We start from the raw sequence: 19,204 nt of genomic DNA, 5'->3' as shown, positions 1-19,204 counted from the left end.
TCCTTTAGATTTTGATCATTCGAACAGCACGAACATACAACTGACTGATTTTGCTAGCGTTAGATTGCTGGCCGGTAAGAAGCTCTTGGGTCCCGGAAACCCCAGCGCTAAGGTTTGTCGAGTTCCAATATATTTCACCACTGGCTGCCCTAAAAGCTTGAGGGCCATAGGTGCCAGTGGCAAGCGTATATAAAAAGTCATCCGATACAGTCTGAGCTGGGTTGCTTGAAGTATATGCAGCGCCAACCGGATCAGAATAGTTATTGACACCTGACCCGGTATCATTGGGGTTAGTTTTGGGTTTCAGATTGCGATAGCAGATTTCAAGCTGGTCTTTTGCGGGCAAAAACCAGTCTGCATATCCATTGATTGAGAGACCTGCACAGAATTGTGCCGCCGGATGGTTTGCGCTATCAGCAACCATTGCTGCAGTATTGCTCTGTCCATCCCAGCTACTTGAAGTATTTAGCGTTACCGTATTCGCATTTTTCCAAGCCAGAAATGTTTCGCCTTGCGCCTTCGGGGAAACGATCAATGCATAGCTCTGGCCGCTGATCTTCATGCGGCCAGCATAATACCCACCAGCATACGGGGTGCCCGGCTTAGTCGGGACTTTTTGCTGCGATCCCAAAAGCGCCGCAGCCAATCTCATGTCGAAGCCCCCACTCGACCATACCAGTTAGCGGGAGAGCCAACGGTCGAAAAAATATATTCAACGATTTGACCAGCAGTCGGCGTCTGAGGACTGATGCCTTGCGGAGTCAACCAGGTGATATTCGACGGCCATGTAATCAGGCGCGCGGTGGAATCTTGCCGAATTCTGACCACCACAGTGATAGTTTCACCAGCGAGACTAGGGATGTTCGCAAAACTGAAAGTTGTTGCAGCAGCGAGTAGAAAGTCAAAGATCGAATACACGCTGACATCCAACGTTTGTGCAGCCGCCGCAGTGCCAGTAAAACTTTTGTCCAGATAGTTGGCAATGCTTATGATGTTTGACCATTCATCATTCACGCCATCAGCAGAAGCAACCAACGGTTTCCGAGTATTACCGGTACCGGGAACTGGCCGAGTAAGTTCACGCCAACCGCTCCAAGATCCACCATTATTTCTACGAAGCCAAACCCGTGCATTGCCTTCACCAAAAAAGAATTGGTTAACCCGCGCATCACTTTGAAACGCCCGGCCAGCCACAAGAAGGGTGCCCCATGATTCGCCCGGTGGCCTTGCACCACTAGAAGTATTTGCAACCCCATACCAGCCATTGGTTAGGTTAATAAACTCGTCCAGGTTTGCAATGGTTGGCAGTACCGTAGGACTGGCAGTCATGCCTCGCGCAAATATGGAAAGGTTATCAACCAGCGAAAGGCCCAGGTCAGCCTTGTTCAGAGTCACAACACCGGTCTTGCTGTTGACGCTGGTCACCGGGCCGCTGGAGATGCTGTCTGCCGCTTGTTTGGCGCGGACGGCAGAGGACTCGGAGTTGGTGGCGCTGGTAGCCGCGGCCGTCGCGCTGCTGGCGGCTGCGTTCTTCGATGTATTCGCAGCGGTCGCAGAGTCCGCTGCGTTGGTGGCGCTGGTAGCCGCGTTGCTCTTGGAGGTGTTAGCGGCGCTGGCCGAGTTCGCGGCATTGGTTTCGCTGGTCTTGGCATTGGTGGCGCTGGTGCCCGCTGCGTTTTTCGAGGTGTTGGCAGCATCCGCAGCGCTCTGCGCATCGGTGGCAACCTGATTCACCTGCACAGAAAACGTGGGCAGCTTGGTGGCGAAGAAAGCATCGACGTCGTTTTTGAACGTTGCCGCGGTCCGGTCAAGGAACGGGAGTGGAGTAACTGCCATCAGATGAGGCCCTCGATATCAAGCGAGCAGAGGTGGTAACTGGGGTAGGAAATGTCGATGTTGAAGCTGGTGAAGAACCCGTAGATCAGCAGCGGCTCATAGCCGGCCGCCTCCGTGCCGATGTAAACGCACGGAGTTGCCCGCAGCGCCGCCAGCGTTCGATAGATCCGGTTGAAGGTGCCAAGCGTGGTCAACATCGTGAAACTGCCACGCTTGCTGTAAGCGCGCTTGGTGATGACCGTGTTTCCGAATGGATCCCGCTCCTTGCGGCTATAGTCATCGATGCCGACCCGGGCGCCGTATTGCGTTTCACCCAAGTCACTGATCAGCCCAGGCTTGATCACGCCAACAGACGCGCCGCCACTGGTTGAGGTAATGGTTAGAGAGAGCTCAGCACTCGCGTATTGGCCCGGCAGGTCAGTGATCACGATGTCGGTCCGCAGATCCAGATCGCTGAAGAACCAGTCGAAGATGGTCTCGATATCGGTGACTTCGAGGTCGATCCTCTTCTGGTACACAACGACCCCGCCAGTGCCGTCCTTCATCACAACATCCACGTACCGGCCGCTCAGTTCAAACAATGCCAGGCTGTCGGTGAACCCGACGCTGAGCACATAGCTGAGCGGAGACGGACCGGTCGCGAGCGTTCCGACCACATCATCGAAAGGCGCCCACTTGTTTGTCGGGCCGACATCCATCCACACCGGCGGGCTGGTGGTGTCCAGCTCGGGGGCGACTGTCCCCGTCCCCGCCACCAGCCTTTCGTAAACCCGATGCACGCTGGTCCGGATCACCCGCGCGCCGAGGGCGTAGGCGGCGCCCGATGCCCACGCCGGATAGTCGTTCTCCTGAACTGACGAACTCAGCATCATCATGTCCGTGATGACGTGCGGCTTTATGACCTTCATGCAAGTTCCTTGGTAAGCATGGCGTTCCCGCCGTCAGTCACGCGATCAACGATCCTCACAAGCTTGCTGCTGTTCACCGCGCCGGCCTGGGTGTTGGCTTTGATCATCTCCAGTTCTGCGCGAATAGAGCGCAGCTCTGCCACGACGCCAGCGTCTGAGCCGCCACCGTTGAGCATTGCTGCAGTCGTGCGAGCATCGAAGATCCGGCTCGGGCCCGTTACTTCAAGCTCCGGGCCGTTCTCACCAACCAGGCGCAGACCACCGCCGAAGTTGCCGCCGGCGGCGTAGCCTGGGATTTTCACGGTTTCGCCGTTCGCCTTGCCGCCCTTGGCGATCATGTCGACCAGATTGGCGTAGGTGACCGTCCCGTTAGCCAGGCCCGCCGTCCAGGTCGCAAGGCCGTTGCCGTCTAGATCCCGACCGAGAACCTGCTTGTAGACCGATCGGATCAACGCGACGTTGTTGTCGTACGTGTTGCCGGCAGCCGCTCCCGTTTCCTGCGCCTGGAGCGCAGCCACAACGGCGGCGTTCATTTGCTGGATGGCAACGGCCACCGACTGCACCGATGTGTCGACGCCGTTCAACGCATCCAACTGCGACTGAGCAAATGCCAGTTGCGAATCGAACTGCGCCACCTGCGCGTCATACGCCTTCTTCGCCTGATCAAGCTGATCCTGCAGCGCCTTTGCCGATTTCTCGGCGCTGGTCAGCTGCTTGCCGTTCAGCAGGTTGAGTTCCGCCACCACGTTGGCCGTGCGGCCTTGATCGCGGTTGAAGTCCTCAAGCGATGAATACAGGTCGGTGGTGTTACTGGTGACCGCATTCAGCGCGTCGTCCAGGCCGCTGAAGTTCGCCAACGACCCGCCAGCTCGCGCCGTTGCAAGCGCGCTCTGCAAAGTGGCCTGCGCCTGGCGACGGAGCATCTGCACCGCTGCGTCGGAGTCACCGCGCAGAGACTTCAAGGCAGCACCGAGACTGTTGCTGACGGCAGTGAGGTCGCTTACCCGCGTATTGGCCGTGTCGAGCATGTCGTTGATCGACGCGCTCGTTGCGTTATAGGCGGCTTCAGCGGCTTCCTGCTGTGCACTGATTGCTCGTTGCACGGCGGACAGGCTGTTGGTGACTGCGACATTCAAGGCATCCTTGACTGCGGTCGCGGCGTCCTTGGCGGCCTGAGCGGCAGCCGCCGCTGCTTCATTCGCCGCGGCGGTCTGAGCCTCGATGATGTCGAAAGCGGCATCAGCATTTGTGGCAAGCCCGAGCAGCGAGGCAAACAGCGCCTTACCTTTCGCGGTTGTCTGGTCAATTGAGCCCACCATTGAGGCGAAGCCATCCCGGGTTGCAGGCATCGCCAAGCCGAGCGCAGCGAATTGCTGGCCCACCACCGACAACGTGTCGGCGGCTTTCTGCGTGTCGGAAGTGAACAGGCCGTAGTAGTTCGACCATGCATCGGCGGCCGCCTGTGCTGCCTCCTTGGCTGCATCCACTGCTGCCTGCGCCTGTTTGTCGATCTGCGTGTAGTAGGTGTCCGCGTTGGTTGCCAGACCCATCATCGTGGCGAACATCGCCTGGCCCGCGGTGGTCGTGACGTCAATGTCTTCAACCATCTTGCGATAGGCGGAACGCGTGTCCGGCAGCTTCAGGCCGAAGCCAGCGAACGCAGCCTGTAGGCTTTTGGTCAGGTCGGCGAATTGCTCGTCGGCGCTGAAAAAAGCCTGGTAGTAGGTGCCCACACTTTTGTTAAGCGCATCCACCTTTTCCTTCGCAGTTGCGGTGGTGGTGTCCAGGTCGGAGATCGCGCCGATCATGTTCAGAATCGAATCGGAGGCAATGAGGCCGGTGTTATCCAACTTCAGGTTCGCAACGTTGATCAAGGACAGCGCGTCGTTCACGCCGTTGAAGCGGGTGAAGACGCCCTCGATCGCCTTGATGACCTGATCAGCCGTGGTGTTCCAATCGTTGGCGAAAGCCGTGAACTGGGATTTGAAGTACTCCGGCAGCGACTTGGAACTCACGATCGCCTTCGCAAGGAAGGTGCCCATGATGTCGTCATAGTCAGCGGTCAACGCCGACGCGATGTCGTTGGCCTTGAACTGCTGCTTTGCGCTGATGACCGAACCATCGTCCAACTGAACGCCGAACGTGCTCGAATATTTCCCAGAGGTCTTGCGCTGCTGCAGGGTGCTGTAAGCCGAAACCTCCGCTCCATTGCCAAGCGCTTCGTAGAGGTTGCCCAACGTTGACGCAAATTGGTTCAACGTCGAAGACATGGCGTTATCAGCAGCAGGCCCATACTTCGGCGCTTTACGCTGCCAGCTGGTCGCTATCCCCTGGTCTGTGTACACGCCATTATCGTAGTGCCCCGTCGCCGAGGTGCTCAGGTCGGGGTATTTCTCCCCGCTGCTGAAAAGCTTGCCGGCGCCCAGCGCGCCCAAGGTTGCGCCGATCGCGAAACCAGCGGCTGTACCAATAGGCCCAGCGAATGAGCCAATGTAAGCGCCCGCCGCCGCCATCCCGCCCGTCACAGCCCCGCCCTTTAGACCGTAGTCTTTGAAGGAATTGAAGATTGTGTAGACGCCCTGAACGTACCCCAGCACCGTGCTGAGAGTTGCCAGAGAGCTTGCCGCGCCACTGGCTCCGGCGCTTACGGCCGCTGCACTGAATGAGCCTTGCGAAACTCCGGTGCCGAACTGAGCGGCATAGTTGCCGTAGCTGGCAGTCAGCGCGGCAGTGGCTGACTCAGAAACGTTCGCCGCAGCCAACGCAGAGCCTGATGTGAATGCGCTGCTGATCGCGCTCTGGACGTAGTCAGCGCCGTTGCTGAACGCACCTTGCAGCCCACCGACCAGACCATCACCGCTCGACCAGCCGGACATGATGGCCTCACCGAATTTGCTGCCGGCCGCAGACATCACATTCTTAGCAGTGTTGAGGTACGACATTATGCCGCCGCCACCGCCTCCACCGGTCAGGTCTCCAAACAGCCCGGAAGATTGAGCCGAGGCCCCGCCTACCCCCAGTGCACTGGCGAATTGAACGATGATCGGCTTGGTGATTGCCAGGTGAAGCATTTCCGCGAGGAACTGCCGGAAGCCGTCCTTGAGCGTGTCCATGAAGTTGCCGGATTTGCTAAGAACGGACTTCCACATGTCTGCAAATGCGTCGTCGATTCGGTCAATCGCCCCCTCGGTGAACTGGCCCCAGCTTGTCGCGGCGTTCTTGTTTTGCTGGTACTCCACGCCCAGCCGTTGAAGCGCATCGCGATAGGCGTCAGCTTTTTCAGGATAGAGCTCAATCGCCTTGTTCAGCGCTTCCTGCTCTTGGGTGTAATCGCGCAACAACTTTGTCTGTGGATAGAGCCGGTCGACGATGCCGTTCGCGGCGTTGGCCTGCTCGAGCGCTTTGTTGCTTTCCAGTTGAGCCTTGGTGACAGCAACAAGCTGGTCGTACTCGGCGGAGCCGACAGCGATCTTCTTATCAATCAGCTCAGCCTGCACAGACTTGGCAACGTTGAATGCGTCGATAGCCTTTTGGCCTTGAAGGGTCGCAACGGCCTCTTTCTGAAGGCTGTCGATCTCCACGCGCAGTTCGGCCACATGCTTCATGACCTCCGCGCGATCCTTCGCATCGTGCATCGCATTGACGGCAGCTGCGACGCGGTCATAGGCCTTGGCGCCGGTTTTCAAAACCTCGGTCTCGATCTCCTGCTTGATGGTCAGCTCACGGACGTTGTTCGCGCCAGCCAGGTATGCATCGGCGATATCGTTGGAAGCCTTGGTCGCGATGCCAGACTTGGCGAGCAGATCCTCCAGAGCTTTCTGCTGGTTTTTTAGCGCAGTGGCCGCCGCATTGGCCGCCTTGTCCACACGCTTGTTCGCCTCAGTGGTCGCGTCCAACTGCGCGATGGCAGTTTCAGCCCGCTGATCCGGCGTGGCCTTCGGCTTCACTGGCGCAACTGGTGCAGTCCCACCATTGGTAAGAAGGCCGTAACCGGTCTGGTTTTTGGTGTCCGGCTTTGTTTCTGGCAGCAGGAGAAGATTACGGCCCTTGGTCAGATTCACGGCCTGATTAATGACCAACTGCATTGCATTAACCTGGCGTGCCGCGCTTTCCTCCGCAGCCTTGGCGGTATCGTCCAACGCCTTTTTCTGCGCTGCAGCGGCTTCGTTGGCAGCGTCTTCAGCGGTGTAAAGCGCGACCAACTGGGCCTTGAGACGAACCTTTTCTGCCTCCGAACTATCCTTGATTGCGTCCTGATATTTTTTGAGCGTATCGGTCTGATCAGCAATGATCTTTGCCTGGGCCGCCTGAGCCGGGGTTGCGCCCATTTTTGCCGCGGTGTACGCGGCTTCGGCCGCAGCGTTCGCGCCAAGCAGATCGCGAGTTTTTGTCAGCTGGTCAATGTACTTGTCCCATGCAACCTTGCTCGCGTCGGTTTGGCCGGAGTTCTGCTGCGATGCCGCGAGCTGACCGGTTGCAGCCGTGGCGGAGACTGTGACGCTATTGACCTGCCCGAGGAGCTTCCCGTACTTATCGGCTTTAAGACCGTTAATTTCATACGCTGCGGCCGACTGCTCCAGCAGTGCGGTGTATGTTGGCAAGATTGCCTTGTTCTCTTTCACCCACTCGGTGACGCTATTGAGCGGCAGTGTCCCAGCGCGGACCTTCTCGACCATTTTGCTGAATGCGTCAGCGCCTTCCTCCCCTGCAACACCGAGTTGCTGAAATGCCTCCATGCCCCGCAGCGAATATTCATTCAGAGCGGCGCCGACGCTGTCCAGGGCCTCCACCTGCTTCTCGGTCCAGGTGGAAACTTGAAGCGTCCGCTGCGCGGCACCCAGCTCCTTGAACTTGGCGATGGAGTCGTCAACCGTCAGGTTCTGGTCAATCAGCGCCGAAGTAGCGGTTTTCGCACTGCCGCCAAAATCAATGAACGAGGCAGCAACGAGCGCCACGGTAGCAATCATGCCAACAGGACCGGTTAGCAGAGCAAGCAAGCCACCGCCAGCCGCCGACAGTCCCGCGATACCCCTCGATACGCTGGATGCAGCGGCGGTAGTTTTTTCTGATGCGGCAACAGCTTGATTGACCGCGAGCGTGGTTTCCCCATAGGCGCCGGCGGCTGCGGCTCGGCGCTGGTAAGCTGCCTGAATCTGCGCGGACGTGGCCGCCGATGTCTCGGCTAGGGCGGCTTCCGATGCCCTCACCTGATTTGAAATAGCGATTTCTGACTGGCGCAGTTCCACAATGCGAGCAATGGACTGCGCGCGGCCGGTATCGGTTATTTGAGCTCGCAGTCGCTGCTCTTCCAGCCCGCGTTCCGCGATCAGGGCGGCCTGAACGGCCTGTATATTGGCAACTTCGGACGCCTGGCGTACGCGGTCCGATGCGACTTTTTGCTCAGCAGTAGCCAACTCCACGTTCGCGCGCTCGAGCATCGCTTTCGCGTCTACTTGGCGAGACTGGGCGGTCAGCAATGCTTGGGCAGCAGACGCGGCGTCGGACCGCACTAGCCTGTCGGCCGCGATGGCGGATTGAGTTACCGCCGCAGCCTGCTTAATCGCGGCGCCAGCCGAAGACAGAAATGAGGCGATGGTTTGCTGGAGCGCAAACGCCAAGCGCACACCAACGATGATTGCAAGCTTCTCAACGGCGCTGGTCACGCTGGCGACGGTGCTGGCCAGAGACTCGCCATTCTTAGAAACTTCGTCAAGACGCTGCGACATTGCGGTCAGCACGCCAGCGAGCTTCTGGCTTACTCCTGAGGTCTGGTCAAGCTTGCCGATGAGTTGAGTTGCCGAGTTATCGATCTTCGTCATGCCCTGACTGACAGTGCTCTGCATCTTCCCGTACAGATCATTCACAGCGGCCGCTTGCGCTTGGAGTGCATGCACGACGGAATCAGCAGTCAGCTTGCCGGCAGCGCCTAGCGAGCGCAACGCGCCAACAGAAACGCCCATGCCCTTGGCGATTGCCTGCGCAAGGGCAGGCGCCTGCTCCAGCACCGAATTGAGCTCTTCGCCGCGCAATGTGCCAGAGGCAAACGCCTGACCGAGCTGCACAAGCGCGGCGTCAGCGGATGCTGCAGATGTCCCGCTAATGACGAGAGTCTTGCTGATTGTCTCAACAATCCCTGCCACGCCCTGCCCGGTCAGCTTTAGCTCTTTCTGATTTGTCGCGATGCGCTGATAAAGCTCGGCGGTAGCCGTCAGGGGCTGGCCGGAGCGCTGAGCGATATCGAATACAGATTTCTGGGCGGCTTGAAACTCGGCCGCGTTGGTCGTGACCAACTTCAACCGGTTGGCAATAGTGGTATATGCCTCGGCATGCTGTAGCAACTGACTGATCCCAGCAGTGCCCGCCACGCTAGAAATTGCGCCTTTCAGCAAACCAGCTGCTGCTTGGGCACTCGCGCCTACTCGATCAAAAGCACTGTCAACTCGACCAAGTTGGTTATCAATCCGCCCGGCGACTTGGGCTACGGTGGTGTCCGCCTTAGCCATTTCTTGACGAAGCTGCGCCGTGGTCGCTTCGAGCCGGATCAGCATCCCGCGAACTTCTTGACCTGGCATTCACTTTTCTCCGGGCGAAAAAAAAGGCCCGAAGGCCTTTACTGGTTAAGCACCGCTTACAACAGCGGTCCTAACAAAATGTGGGGCGTCACTTTATTAACTTGAACAACAGGTACAGAAACAAAACGATGAATATAAAGCCGACGAGTATCTTGCCGACATTCTCCTCATTGGCGCCCTGAGGCTCGGCATTGCCGCCTATTCGGGCGGTCTGGCTTTCAACTTCGGCGCTCTTAGCGTTCATTTCCTCAGCATAAACCGTATAAAACGCGGCGCTGTCTTCGGGGGACAGCCTAGATGTCATATCGGTGATGAAATCTTTCTGGTCTAGGGCTTTTTGATGAACGTTGCCCCCTGCTTTTGCGTGGGCGATAAGCTCTTCCATTTCTTTGCGGACCAGCTCTCGTACTGCCGACCGATCTACCTTTCGCGACTCCATGCCCGAACCCTGATGCCTGAGAAAGACACCACTTTAGCACCCGGCGCAGGACATCAGAAACAGCTCAGAAGCGCGTTAAAAACGTTATCACTACCCGCGCGACCCCCGAATCTGAGCCTTGATCCGCTGCCGCTTCTGTTCCGGCGTTTCGTTCGGCGGGGGCGCTGGCGGCGCTCCTGCCTTCCCTGCCGCACCCAGGGGATTGGTGTTGCGCAAGAACTCGACCTTGCAGTCCCACGCCAGCAGAATTTCAGGAACAGCCGCCGACCAAGCCACCTCCGGCGTCCATCCCAGGCAACCGGTTGCTATGCCGAAAAGCTCATCGACATAGCTGCCGTTGCCCTCCCGCTTTACTTTTTTGCCTTGCCGCTAGCGTCGGCTACTTCGGCTTCGGCCAGTTGGTCGGCAGTCTTCGCGGCAGGGTTCAGCAGCGCGCTCAGGTACTCGATCAGCGTCGGGGTGACGCTGATGATGCCCGCCTGGTAAACGGCTTCTTCCAGCTCTTCGAGTGCCGACGGCTTCAGCGCGAGGCCGGCGCCAGCAACAATGACTTGGATAATTGCGGACAGGTTGAAGCGCTGGACTTCCTGCATTGCCGGAAGAATGCCGCCCAGGGCGCGCTCGATCTTCTTCACGGCCTTGAGGTTGAAGGCCAGAACGTACTGTTCTTCGCCGATCGAGAGTTCAACAGTACCGTGGTCAGTCTTGGACATGGATCAGTGTTCCTTACAGGAAGTGGGAGATTCAAAACAGGCGCCGCGATGGCGACGCCTGTGCATTGCGTTGAGCTGCGGGCCTTACGCCGCCGGCGCGGCTTGCTCGTAGATCGCGGAGTTGATCGCAACCGACACCGAGGCCTTACGGATCGATTCAGCGGTGCCGATCTGTTTGCGGAAGCTCAACACCTGGCCGAGGTAGAAATCGGCCGTGCCGTCGCCGTAATCCATCTGGAAAGCGAAGTTGGAGTCGCTGGACAGAGCTGCCTTCAGCGCTTTCTGGCCGGCATCAGTCGGGTCAGAACCCAAGGTGACCTGCTGGGTGCCGGCGTCGAAGGTGCCTTTGACTTTGCGCTTGCGGCGGTTCGCCAACGCGGTGAAGTCAGCAGTGCTGGCCTCGTCGCCCAGCTCGCCGGCGTCTTCCACTTCGCCGATCTCGACGTAGGTCAGAGCCTTCAAGGCAGCCAGCGCAGCGGTCCGCCCAGCAGCGTCTTCGCCGTAGGTGACGTTTTGGGCCGGGCCGATCAGGACTCGAACGCCGGCAGAAGTTTTGATAGTCATGGTTGCCCTCCAGGGCGCGGGTGGTTTTTTGGCAATAAAAAACCCGCTCGATGGCGGGTGCTGGTGTTGCTCGGCGGTGTCAGTGCTGGGTGATGATCCGAAGGGTCACCGAGCCCATGTAGGTTTTGCCGTCCGGTTCGCGGTTTGTTTCCGTGCGCAGCACACGGACCGAGACGGCTGTGCCCGTGCTCAGCGGTAGTGCAACTTCGTCCAGCGCCTCGGCGATCTCGCCATTGATGCGCTTAACTTCGGCCTGGCCCTGATAGTCCGACCAGACCGACAGGTAGAACAGGCGGTTTTCGCGCTTCTTGCCGCTGACAGGTGTGGTGTTATCGACAGCCTCGTAGTCGAGGGTCACGTACGGGTAAGGCGTGCCTGCAGGCACCGCATCGAAAACAGGCGTAGTGAGCGCCGTCGTGAGCTTTTCAAACAGCGCTTTCTGTAGCGCCAGTCCGGGGTCACTCATGCGCCCTCCGCAGCCCGGCGCAGTGTCGCTTCAATCGCCCGACTGATAATGGTCGCGATCTGGTCTCGGTTCATGTCAAACGAAGGCCTGAGCCAAGGGTGCGCGGGCCGTGCTGCTACGGTGTGATCGCCTCTTGCGTATTGCTTCGTGCCGTACTCGAGGAATTTACCGTAGAAGTAATGCCGATTGGCCTTTTTGCCTCGAACCCCGATCTGCGCATCTAGACCGCTTTTAGAAACGAATGCCTCAAGTGCATCCTCGATGTGATCGGACGATCCCGGGTCACGTGGGATGAGATGCTGTTGCGTAGCCAGCACCAAATTGGCGGCTTCAACCATGGCGGGCCGCAAGTCGCTTTCCATCTCGTTGCCGATCCGGCGCAACAAGCCGCGCAGCTTGAAGTCCCCCTGGATACTTGACCGGCGCGCCATGGTCAGCCCTTCTGTTTCGTAGGTTTGGTGGCTTTCTCTGCGGGCTCGACTTGTGCAGGGGGCTCGGCGACGGAACGCTCAACCAGACCGCGTTCAACGAGCTCCTCCGCATCTGCCGCATTCACGGTGAACTCTTCGCCCGCGGCTCTCCAGCCTTGAGCAGTGGACAAACTTGCCAGTGCTTTTACTTTCATGATTTGCCTCATGGATTTGCGACGTTTGAGCACAACAGACGCAGCATTGAGCGCTCGTTGTCGGGTAGCGCAGCCTCAATCAGGTAGGTAACACCCAAATTAACGAGACGCACTCCTGGCAACACATCGGCCGCAGGCCTCACACGGATTTCCACAGTGATCAAGGACTCGACTTGCTGCGCGACTACGGACGTGCGTCCGCTTGGGATGGTGATTTCCGCCCATATGCAGCGAATCTCAGTCCAGCCTTCTTCGTAGCCACCCATCCCGTCTGGGATGCGCGTTTGTTTTTGGACAGAACAGTGGTGGCGCAGCGGACCAGCACGCATTTAGACCCCCCAGCCGACGCGGTAAGGCGTCAGCAGCGAGCGCGATCCCATCGGCAGCGCAGTGGACGTGACACCCACCGCTACGTCCTCTCGGTTGGCGTACAAACTACCGAGGATGAGCAGGCAGGCGGCGCGGACGGAAGGATTCACCAAAATTGGGTCAGACCCGGCGGTTCCGTCTAACACCGCGGCGGCCAGACTGCCCGCGTCGCCGTAGAAGCGTCGGTTCATGAACTGAGCCGCGCTGTCTTCAGCTGCCGCGAGTAACAGCTCGACATGCGCTCGATCCCCTTCCTCGGCCCGAACGTGCTGCATGGCCTCGTCGGTAGAGATGGCGTTCATTTCAGGACTTCGGCTGTTTGTCGGTGGCCAAGCCAGCCGCGATCAGTGACACGGCATCGTGCTTAGGCGACTTGTATGGCTTCCCGCCTGCGCGGCGAATCTCCTTTCCGTCCAAGTAGCTGCGCAACGGGTAAATCGTGATTTCGGTGCTGTCCTCCGCAACGACAGCCGCCTCGATCCCCTCACCGGTGGAGGATTTCACGTCAGGCGAAGTCGTTGCAGTACCGACTGCTGCCGCATCCGCGTCATTGCTTACGGCCGCAGCGGCCGGCTGCGCTGCCTGCACGGTGCTCCCAATGCCGTTGGCTGGGTCAGTAGGCTGGAGCGGGGCAGTCCCTGCGCCTGCCAAGGAAGCGTTATCTGGTGCCATGCTTCCGCCTTGAACGCCGGGGCCGATGGCCGATGCGGTGGTGCCTTGTGCTGGAGTCTCCCCGGGCGTAGCAGCAGTGGTAGCCACCGCTGTAGCCGGCGCCTTGGCTGCATCGTTCGCGTTTGCACGTGCCATGTTCGTCTCTCCTGAATCAAAAGGGCCGCCCGCAGGCGGCTCAATGGGAAGGGTTAAGCGGCCGGGGTCAGTGGGCCGGTTACGAAGGCTTCTGGGCGGTACACGGCGAAGGCCAAGCGCTCTTCAGCGCGGATGGTCACCATGTTGTTCTCGAAGTCCTTGTCGTTTTCAGTCGACACCAGCACTTCGATGCCCATGCGGTCGTAGATCTGCGCAGCCAGGCTGAACGCGCCCACCAAGAATTGGTCCTGGACAATCGCCTGGGTCTCCACCACCGGCAGGTTCCACAAGCGCGGCGCAGTGCCTTCTTGCGGCTTGCCGATGATGTAGCGGCCTTCGCCGTCCTTGAGCAGCTCGATGGCAGCCCAGTCGATCGGGTTCAGCACGATGCCGGTGGACGGGAACTCGGCGAGCATTGCCTGCAGCAGCGCCAGACGAATCCGGTCGATACGCTGGATCGCCTGAACCGCGATACCAGCAGGAGGTGCATAGATCTGGGCTTGCGGGATGATCCCTTTGAGGTTGTTGCCGGTGCCGTTGCCGTACAGCAACTGCGCCTCTTCAGCCAGCAACAGACCGTAGCGCGCTCGGGCGTCGATGTAGCTCTGCAGTGCAGAGGCGTCGTCCAGAATCTGGCGGCTGCCCTTGAACAGGTGCGCGATGGTCCGCACGTTGGCGTTTTCCAGCCCGAACTTCAGCTCGCTGTACGGTTTGGCCAGGCCTTCGCCCACGATCGCAGCGTTGTTGGTGAAGCCGGTTTCACGGACGTACTCGACTGCGTTGCTATCGGTGGTGCCAGGCGCAACCAGATCGCGGATGGTCAAGCGGCGCTGCGGCGCGAGGACAATGCCTACGCGCTCGGTTTGAACCAGCGCCCCACCGGAGGTCGGCACGGAGGTGATTGCAGCGCGAGGCACTTCCACGCGGCGCGAACCACGGAACGAGCTGCTGACGCCCTCTTCCGCCATTTTTGCTGCGACCAGCTGACCTGCCGACTGTTGGATTTCCGGCTCGTGACGCTTATTAGCGTTGACGAGCTTTTGCTCAGCATCCTGCATCCGCGCTTGCAGCTCGCCCTGCTTCATCAGAAGCTCGTCGACCTTGCCACGCGTCTCAGCCTGCATTTCGCCGGAGGCTTTGATTTCCTTCTCCGTGCGCTCGGCGTATGTCTTGATCTGGTCGCCAACGGCTTTCAGGTCGGCTTGGGTTTGCTTCTGGGAAGCTTCAATTGCAGAAAGATCTACAGCCATGATTTTGTCCTTTCAGAAATGAAAAAACCGCCTCTCGGGCGGTTATCAAGTGGGTTGCAGCTCCAGTCGATCAGCAGGCGGGGATGAGCCCCCGAAGAGCCGACGCCTGATTTGCGGTTTCTTCAAACGCGGATACATCAAGGGCAGCGCTAGGCTTGCCCGGCACGACAGCGCGAAGCGTGTCGCCGCCAGCAGCGCTAGACGTGCTGGTCTTGATTTCTGAGATGAGCTTGCGGCGCTCGCTGCGCGGCATCCCTGATTTGGCAAGAGCGGCGTCGAGCTTGCGAGCCGAGTGCGCCTGATTACTTTCTTCGCTGGGGGCTTGCTCCACTTCGGCCGCCGAGATCAGGCCAGTAGCGAAACCCTTCTCAACGGCGTTCGAGCCGTTCATGTAGGTCTCTGCGTCCAGCATTTTCTCCACCGCGGCTTCATCCTGGCCGCTGGTGTCGGCGTAGAGGCTGATCATCGCGCGGTCGAATTCTTCCATCGTGTCAGCGAGCTCACGGATGGCGTGGCGGTTTCCGGCGAAGTAGGTCCAGCAGTTGTGAATCATCAGGAACGCTGTCTTGGCGACTTCACGCTTGGCGCCAGCCATTGCGATGACAGACGCCGCCGAGGCAGCCAAGCCGAGGACCTTGATGGTGACCTCTTGAGGATGCTCAAGCAGGCGGTTGTAGATCGCGATCCCCTCGAACATGTCACCACCAGGGGAGTTGATATAGACCGTGACCGGTTTATCACCGATTGCGCGCAGCGCGGCGTCGACCCGCTTTAGCGTAACCCCCTCCCCATACCAGTCTTCACCGATGATGCCGTACATGGTGATGGTGTCAGTGCCGGCTTCCAACGCGGCGCGCAGATCCGGGTTCCACAAATCGAGCGCGCGCGGGCTCAGCTCACAGTTGAAACTGCGAGCATTTACATTCAATGGCATGGTTACTCCTGAGCCTGGCCGAGCCAGTTTTTCAAAGCGTTTTGAGCGGCTTGCCCGTCGCTGGACTGTCCGAGCTTGTCGATAGGCGCAAGGTTGGTTTGAACGGTGAGCACCGCAGCATTGCCGCCGTGGCGTGGCAGGTTTTCCTTAACGCGGCATTCGTCGCGGGTCATGATCCCGTTCTGCGTCATCTTGCTGTACCACTCCGCCCTGCCCGCACTGTCAGCCTTGAGGAACGCCTCGAGCGAAAACTCTGCGTAGTAAGATTGGCGGTCAACGGGGGTCAGTAGCCGCTTGTTCACGCACTGCTGAATCTGGTTGGTGATGGAACTGATGCTGAAGGTCAGGAACGCAATCATCTGCTGTTCAAGCCCGGTCCCCCAATTGCTACCAGCGTCAGTCTTGCCGACCATCCAAGGCGGCACGCCAAACCACCGGCAGACCTCTTCGATGCTGTAGGCCCTGGACTCAAGCAGCTGGGCATCCACTGGATTGATGCCGATAGTCTCTGGCGTAATGCCCTGCTCCAGTACGGGCGAGCGGCCCGCATTGAGGGCGCCGGAAACCTGCTTCACATAGTCGCGGAATTCCTCACGCTGCTCGGGCTTGAGCACACGGTCGACCTTAAATGCCACCGCCGGCAGTAAGCCATTCTTGAAAGTGCTATTGGCCGCGTCATCGGCCGACATGGCCGCGCCAAACACGTCCGCACCATAGCGAATGGCCGACAGCCCAACACGACCGTCAAGGCTGAACGCGGGGATGTGCAACATGTCCTGTCGCTCGATCTGGCGGCGCGCGCCCTTACGTGGTCGGAACCAGTAGGTCACTCTGCCGTCGTCATCCAGGTCGAGGTCCACGCGCCCGGGCAACAGAAAGTCCAGAGCAATGACGCGCGAGCCAATACGATGAATCTCCGCGTATGCATTTCCCCTGAGCAGCATCGAGGCAACCATTGCCTGCCAAAACTGGAAAGCAGTCATGTCCTCGTTGGGGCTCGTGTGGATCACGTCATAAAGCGCGAAGTCCCGAGCATCTTTCCGGCCGCCGTCCGACTCCCGGCGATAGACGCCCATCGGAAGGCCCGCAACCGACGTCGAGATAATCCGGACGCAGGACCAGACGGCTGAAAGCTGCATGGCGTTGTCGACTGTTACTGTTTTGCCGGAGCTGGACTGTCCACCTCGGAACTGGCTCCAGAAACCCCCGTCGCTCAGGCCTATAGGCTTGCCCAGCCATTCGCTAAGCGATGCACTCGGCTTGCGCGCGGCGCGGCCGAGCACCGCCGATAAGGATTTACTCACCGATCAGCCCCTTGCGCACAAAACCAGCAATTGAAAGTAGCGAAATTCCGCCGGCGATCAGCGCCCAGCCCAGCCCTTGCAGGACGTATACCCCAGCAACTGCCGAGGCAAATCCGCACAGGGCGAGCAGGATGTATACGTTCAGTGGATTCATACGATTATCGGATCTCGAATGGCGACCATGAAGTCGTCATTCCCCCGGCCTTCGGGGTTCAGGGAAATCAGGGTCACAGCGTTGAATAGGGCCATGAGTGGGTCAATCTTGGCCGACCCGCTGGCTTGCTTGGTGATCAGAATCGAGTTGGCGCGCGGTTCGACTTTCGCGTTGCTCACGCACCAGGCCATCATCGGCTGGCCGCCGTGCTTCATCCCGCCCTCGGCCAGTTTGCGTTCGGCTGTCTTGATGGCCCCGCCCAGCTTCCAGCCTTGGCTGATAGCCGCGATCTTCTCCGGTGGAATCTCCCGCTCGATCATGGCGTCGTAAATGGCACCGATGCCGACAGGGTCACAACCCACCTTATCGAGCAAGCCAGACGCTTCGATCTGCTCGACCAGGTCGGCAACGTCATTCACGTCATCGCCGATGCGGGCGGACAGTGTCAGGTCACCCTGCTTCTCAAAGTCGTGGAAGCGCGGGGCCTCTGCTTTGCGGCGCTCCAGCACCGAGGGATGAGCCCAGGCATGCGTCCAGATAAGCCAGTCGCGCGTGCGCTTGTCACGGCCCACTGCGGCGAAACCCAGCAAGTCATCAAGGCCCCCGCCATCAATACCCACGTCGATCACTTCCGACATTGATATGAGCATGTCCAGAGTCAGTACCGGCACAGCTGAAGCGGCCCAAAAGTCGGCGCCTGCCCAGCGATCCGAGCGCAGCGCCAGACCGATTTCGACATTCAGGTGCTTGGACATAAAGCCCAGAACTTCGGCCTCGCCCGCCTCTTCGGCTTTTTTCATTTCCCGAATCAGGAATTTCTCACTGACCGAGTAACCCATGTTCGGGTTGGTGATATAGAAATTCTCGGGGTTGCGGTGTTCGTTGGCCTTCAGGATGTGCTGCGGAAACTCGTAGATAACCGGCAGGAAGTTGGGATCAATGATGGTCCCGTCTCGCACGCCGCGGGCATATTGAAGCTTCTCGCGGAAAACACCCGCAGGGGGCTGATCGGATTGCGTCGTCAGGTAAATAACGAAGCCTTCCGGCCGCGAAGCCAGGCCACCGGTAGCCTCACGTAGCATGTTCGCTGCGTGCGGGTTTTTGCCGAATAGGTGAAGTTCGTCTACAAGCACGACCGCAGCTTTCTTGCCCCCCACGGTGTTCTGGTCAGCGGCCACTACCTTCAGGGTCGCGCCGGACTCGCGATGCGTGATCGTGCGGAGGTGGTCCTGCACGTGCAGCAGCGCCGACAGTTCTTCGTCGTGCTTAATCATGTCCCGCGCCGGGGCGTAAGCGTTGTTCGCCACCTCAATAGTGGGTGCCAAAATGATGAACTCTGCCGACTGCCGCCAGTTGCGGATCAGCACCGTCAGCATGATCGCCGCGGCGATCGTGCTTTTCGCGTTCTTCTTGCTGATCAGGAGAAAGAATTCCTGGATCAGCCGCTCGCCGGTATCGGAGTTGTAGGCGCCGAAAATGGCGCTGGCAAGATCATCAATCCAAGGGGCGCAAGACTCGCCAATCAGGGGGCTACCTGGTGCATCGACGATCCGGAGGTTGTTCAGGACCTCCATGCACGCCCGCGCCTCGTCCGGAAATAAAGGGGCAAATGGTACGAGGGAATGGCGGTTTACAATCTTCGTCTCCCAGTCTGGGCACGAAGTGTCCCAGACGGGTACGTTCATTTATCTCACTACTCGCAGATGACCCGGGGGTGGAGGTGCGGCGCCAAATTTCCCTTTGGCCGCGATCTTGGCAGCGTTCTCTTTCCCCTCTTTCTTTCCGCCCTCGCCTTTGCGGGGGTGAATAAATGGCATCAGGGCCTTCGCAGCGTCGACGCGCAACTTCGAGTCGGTCTCAAAGTCGTTCATCGTCGCGAGCAGGAACTCTTTCGGGTCTGAGAAGCGCATGGCCTTAACCAAGTCGAAGCTTTCATCGCCAGGGTCGTCGTCAGCGGAATGCTCCCCGCGAGAGGAGCTGCCGCTCGACTTTGGTGGCGCGTCCCCTTTAACAAATTTGTTAACTTTTTTGTTAACGGCTGGTCCGGCCAAAGCAGCGATAACGAACTGATCCTTCGCCAGGCGTGCGCCAGCCTGAGCAGCGCTGGAGGCCGCGTAACCTGCGGCTATCGCTGCATCTTTATTGGACGCACCATCCTTCTTGGCAGCGACGAAAGCCTGCTTTTTCGGGGTCAGTGCCATTTAACAAAAAACCTGTGTGGGGGAAAAAATCTCTGCGTGCGGTCGGGGGCGGTGTCCAGCGC

The 19,204-nt window shown here is 59.1% G+C and carries 19 protein-coding genes; all 19 read right to left on the bottom strand.

The annotated features are described in order from the left end of the window. Positions 1 to 4: 4 nt before the first annotated feature. Entirely contained in the window at positions 5 to 652 is a 648-nt protein-coding gene (locus ACQKEN_RS17175) for a hypothetical protein (RefSeq protein WP_427687275.1), read from the bottom strand. Then, the gene (locus ACQKEN_RS17170) at positions 649 to 1,836 is read right to left on the bottom strand and encodes a pyocin knob domain-containing protein (RefSeq protein WP_427687273.1); all 1,188 of its coding nucleotides are present in this window, start codon (positions 1,834 to 1,836) and stop codon (positions 649 to 651) included. The genes ACQKEN_RS17175 and ACQKEN_RS17170 overlap by 4 nt, the downstream gene beginning before the upstream one ends. After that, positions 1,836 to 2,744, bottom strand: coding sequence for a hypothetical protein (locus ACQKEN_RS17165; RefSeq protein ID WP_427687271.1), 909 nt, complete (start codon positions 2,742 to 2,744; stop codon positions 1,836 to 1,838). The genes ACQKEN_RS17170 and ACQKEN_RS17165 overlap by 1 nt, the downstream gene beginning before the upstream one ends. Then, positions 2,741 to 9,316 carry a tape measure protein gene (locus ACQKEN_RS17160; protein ID WP_427687269.1) on the bottom strand — a complete coding sequence of 2,192 codons (6,576 nt, stop codon included), beginning with the start codon at positions 9,314 to 9,316 and terminating at the stop codon, positions 2,741 to 2,743. The genes ACQKEN_RS17165 and ACQKEN_RS17160 overlap by 4 nt, the downstream gene beginning before the upstream one ends. A gap of 88 nt (positions 9,317 to 9,404) precedes the next feature. Beyond that, positions 9,405 to 9,701: a hypothetical protein gene (locus ACQKEN_RS17155; protein WP_427687267.1), complete on the bottom strand. Its 297-nt coding sequence runs from the start codon at positions 9,699 to 9,701 to the stop codon at positions 9,405 to 9,407. 404 nt (positions 9,702 to 10,105) lie between these two features. Beyond that, positions 10,106 to 10,468 (bottom strand): GTA-gp10 family protein, encoded by a 363-nt coding sequence (locus ACQKEN_RS17150; RefSeq protein WP_427687265.1) that lies wholly within the window; start codon positions 10,466 to 10,468, stop codon positions 10,106 to 10,108. Positions 10,469 to 10,552: 84 nt separating this feature from the next. Continuing rightward, positions 10,553 to 11,032 carry a phage tail tube protein gene (locus tag ACQKEN_RS17145; RefSeq protein WP_427687263.1) on the bottom strand — a complete coding sequence of 160 codons (480 nt, stop codon included), beginning with the start codon at positions 11,030 to 11,032 and terminating at the stop codon, positions 10,553 to 10,555. 79 nt (positions 11,033 to 11,111) lie between these two features. After that, complete coding sequence (locus ACQKEN_RS17140) at positions 11,112 to 11,498, bottom strand: DUF3168 domain-containing protein (RefSeq protein ID WP_427687261.1); 387 nt, start codon at positions 11,496 to 11,498, stop codon at positions 11,112 to 11,114. Then, on the bottom strand, positions 11,495 to 11,929 hold the full coding sequence (locus ACQKEN_RS17135) for an HK97-gp10 family putative phage morphogenesis protein (protein WP_427687259.1): 435 nt from the start codon (positions 11,927 to 11,929) through the stop codon (positions 11,495 to 11,497). The genes ACQKEN_RS17140 and ACQKEN_RS17135 overlap by 4 nt, the downstream gene beginning before the upstream one ends. 2 nt (positions 11,930 to 11,931) lie before the next feature. Further along, positions 11,932 to 12,123 carry a hypothetical protein gene (locus tag ACQKEN_RS17130; RefSeq protein ID WP_427687257.1) on the bottom strand — a complete coding sequence of 64 codons (192 nt, stop codon included), beginning with the start codon at positions 12,121 to 12,123 and terminating at the stop codon, positions 11,932 to 11,934. 8 nt (positions 12,124 to 12,131) lie between these two features. Next, positions 12,132 to 12,452, bottom strand: a complete 321-nt coding sequence (locus tag ACQKEN_RS17125; RefSeq protein ID WP_427687255.1) for a head-tail adaptor protein — start codon at positions 12,450 to 12,452, stop codon at positions 12,132 to 12,134. After that, positions 12,453 to 12,794, bottom strand: coding sequence for a head-tail connector protein (locus ACQKEN_RS17120; RefSeq protein WP_427687254.1), 342 nt, complete (start codon positions 12,792 to 12,794; stop codon positions 12,453 to 12,455). A 1-nt stretch (position 12,795) separates the two neighbouring features. Continuing rightward, entirely contained in the window at positions 12,796 to 13,299 is a 504-nt protein-coding gene (locus ACQKEN_RS17115) for a hypothetical protein (RefSeq protein WP_427687252.1), read from the bottom strand. Between the two features lie 53 nt (positions 13,300 to 13,352). Next, positions 13,353 to 14,549: a phage major capsid protein gene (locus ACQKEN_RS17110; protein ID WP_427687250.1), complete on the bottom strand. Its 1,197-nt coding sequence runs from the start codon at positions 14,547 to 14,549 to the stop codon at positions 13,353 to 13,355. 70 nt (positions 14,550 to 14,619) lie between these two features. Beyond that, positions 14,620 to 15,483, bottom strand: coding sequence for a head maturation protease, ClpP-related (locus ACQKEN_RS17105; RefSeq protein ID WP_427687248.1), 864 nt, complete (start codon positions 15,481 to 15,483; stop codon positions 14,620 to 14,622). A 2-nt stretch (positions 15,484 to 15,485) separates the two neighbouring features. After that, the gene (locus tag ACQKEN_RS17100; RefSeq protein WP_427687246.1) at positions 15,486 to 16,787 is read right to left on the bottom strand and encodes a phage portal protein; all 1,302 of its coding nucleotides are present in this window, start codon (positions 16,785 to 16,787) and stop codon (positions 15,486 to 15,488) included. Continuing rightward, positions 16,780 to 16,941 carry a hypothetical protein gene (locus tag ACQKEN_RS17095; protein WP_427687244.1) on the bottom strand — a complete coding sequence of 54 codons (162 nt, stop codon included), beginning with the start codon at positions 16,939 to 16,941 and terminating at the stop codon, positions 16,780 to 16,782. Before ACQKEN_RS17095 ends, ACQKEN_RS17100 begins: the two co-directional genes overlap by 8 nt. Then, positions 16,938 to 18,626 carry a terminase large subunit gene (locus tag ACQKEN_RS17090; RefSeq protein ID WP_427687242.1) on the bottom strand — a complete coding sequence of 563 codons (1,689 nt, stop codon included), beginning with the start codon at positions 18,624 to 18,626 and terminating at the stop codon, positions 16,938 to 16,940. Before ACQKEN_RS17090 ends, ACQKEN_RS17095 begins: the two co-directional genes overlap by 4 nt. Further along, complete coding sequence (locus ACQKEN_RS17085; RefSeq protein WP_427687240.1) at positions 18,627 to 19,142, bottom strand: terminase small subunit; 516 nt, start codon at positions 19,140 to 19,142, stop codon at positions 18,627 to 18,629. Between the last annotated feature and the right edge of the window lie 62 nt (positions 19,143 to 19,204).

The sequence above is a fragment of the Pseudomonas sp. NPDC078416 genome (genome assembly GCF_050268485.1).
Classification (GTDB): Bacteria; Pseudomonadota; Gammaproteobacteria; order Pseudomonadales; family Pseudomonadaceae; genus Aquipseudomonas.
The sequence above is the reverse complement of the archived record's forward strand: the minus strand, read 5'-3'. Positions and strand labels throughout refer to the sequence as shown.

What these genes read in the sequence shown, in the direction of transcription:
- ACQKEN_RS17090 (WP_427687242.1), bottom strand. Translation starts at nt 18,626, where the DNA reads ATGAACGTACCCGTCTGGGACACTTCGTGCCCAGACTGGGAGACGAAG.
- ACQKEN_RS17135 (WP_427687259.1), bottom strand. Translation starts at nt 11,929, where the DNA reads ATGGCGCGCCGGTCAAGTATCCAGGGGGACTTCAAGCTGCGCGGCTTG.
- ACQKEN_RS17145 (WP_427687263.1), bottom strand. Translation starts at nt 11,032, where the DNA reads ATGACTATCAAAACTTCTGCCGGCGTTCGAGTCCTGATCGGCCCGGCC.
- ACQKEN_RS17125 (WP_427687255.1), bottom strand. Translation starts at nt 12,452, where the DNA reads ATGCGTGCTGGTCCGCTGCGCCACCACTGTTCTGTCCAAAAACAAACG.
- ACQKEN_RS17150 (WP_427687265.1), bottom strand. Translation starts at nt 10,468, where the DNA reads ATGTCCAAGACTGACCACGGTACTGTTGAACTCTCGATCGGCGAAGAA.
- ACQKEN_RS17140 (WP_427687261.1), bottom strand. Translation starts at nt 11,498, where the DNA reads ATGAGTGACCCCGGACTGGCGCTACAGAAAGCGCTGTTTGAAAAGCTC.
- ACQKEN_RS17175 (WP_427687275.1), bottom strand. Translation starts at nt 652, where the DNA reads ATGAGATTGGCTGCGGCGCTTTTGGGATCGCAGCAAAAAGTCCCGACT.
- ACQKEN_RS17130 (WP_427687257.1), bottom strand. Translation starts at nt 12,123, where the DNA reads ATGAAAGTAAAAGCACTGGCAAGTTTGTCCACTGCTCAAGGCTGGAGA.
- ACQKEN_RS17160 (WP_427687269.1), bottom strand. Translation starts at nt 9,316, where the DNA reads ATGCCAGGTCAAGAAGTTCGCGGGATGCTGATCCGGCTCGAAGCGACC.
- ACQKEN_RS17120 (WP_427687254.1), bottom strand. Translation starts at nt 12,794, where the DNA reads ATGAACGCCATCTCTACCGACGAGGCCATGCAGCACGTTCGGGCCGAG.
- ACQKEN_RS17110 (WP_427687250.1), bottom strand. Translation starts at nt 14,549, where the DNA reads ATGGCTGTAGATCTTTCTGCAATTGAAGCTTCCCAGAAGCAAACCCAA.
- ACQKEN_RS17095 (WP_427687244.1), bottom strand. Translation starts at nt 16,941, where the DNA reads ATGAATCCACTGAACGTATACATCCTGCTCGCCCTGTGCGGATTTGCC.
- ACQKEN_RS17085 (WP_427687240.1), bottom strand. Translation starts at nt 19,142, where the DNA reads ATGGCACTGACCCCGAAAAAGCAGGCTTTCGTCGCTGCCAAGAAGGAT.
- ACQKEN_RS17115 (WP_427687252.1), bottom strand. Translation starts at nt 13,299, where the DNA reads ATGGCACGTGCAAACGCGAACGATGCAGCCAAGGCGCCGGCTACAGCG.
- ACQKEN_RS17170 (WP_427687273.1), bottom strand. Translation starts at nt 1,836, where the DNA reads ATGGCAGTTACTCCACTCCCGTTCCTTGACCGGACCGCGGCAACGTTC.
- ACQKEN_RS17155 (WP_427687267.1), bottom strand. Translation starts at nt 9,701, where the DNA reads ATGGAAGAGCTTATCGCCCACGCAAAAGCAGGGGGCAACGTTCATCAA.
- ACQKEN_RS17105 (WP_427687248.1), bottom strand. Translation starts at nt 15,483, where the DNA reads ATGCCATTGAATGTAAATGCTCGCAGTTTCAACTGTGAGCTGAGCCCG.
- ACQKEN_RS17165 (WP_427687271.1), bottom strand. Translation starts at nt 2,744, where the DNA reads ATGAAGGTCATAAAGCCGCACGTCATCACGGACATGATGATGCTGAGT.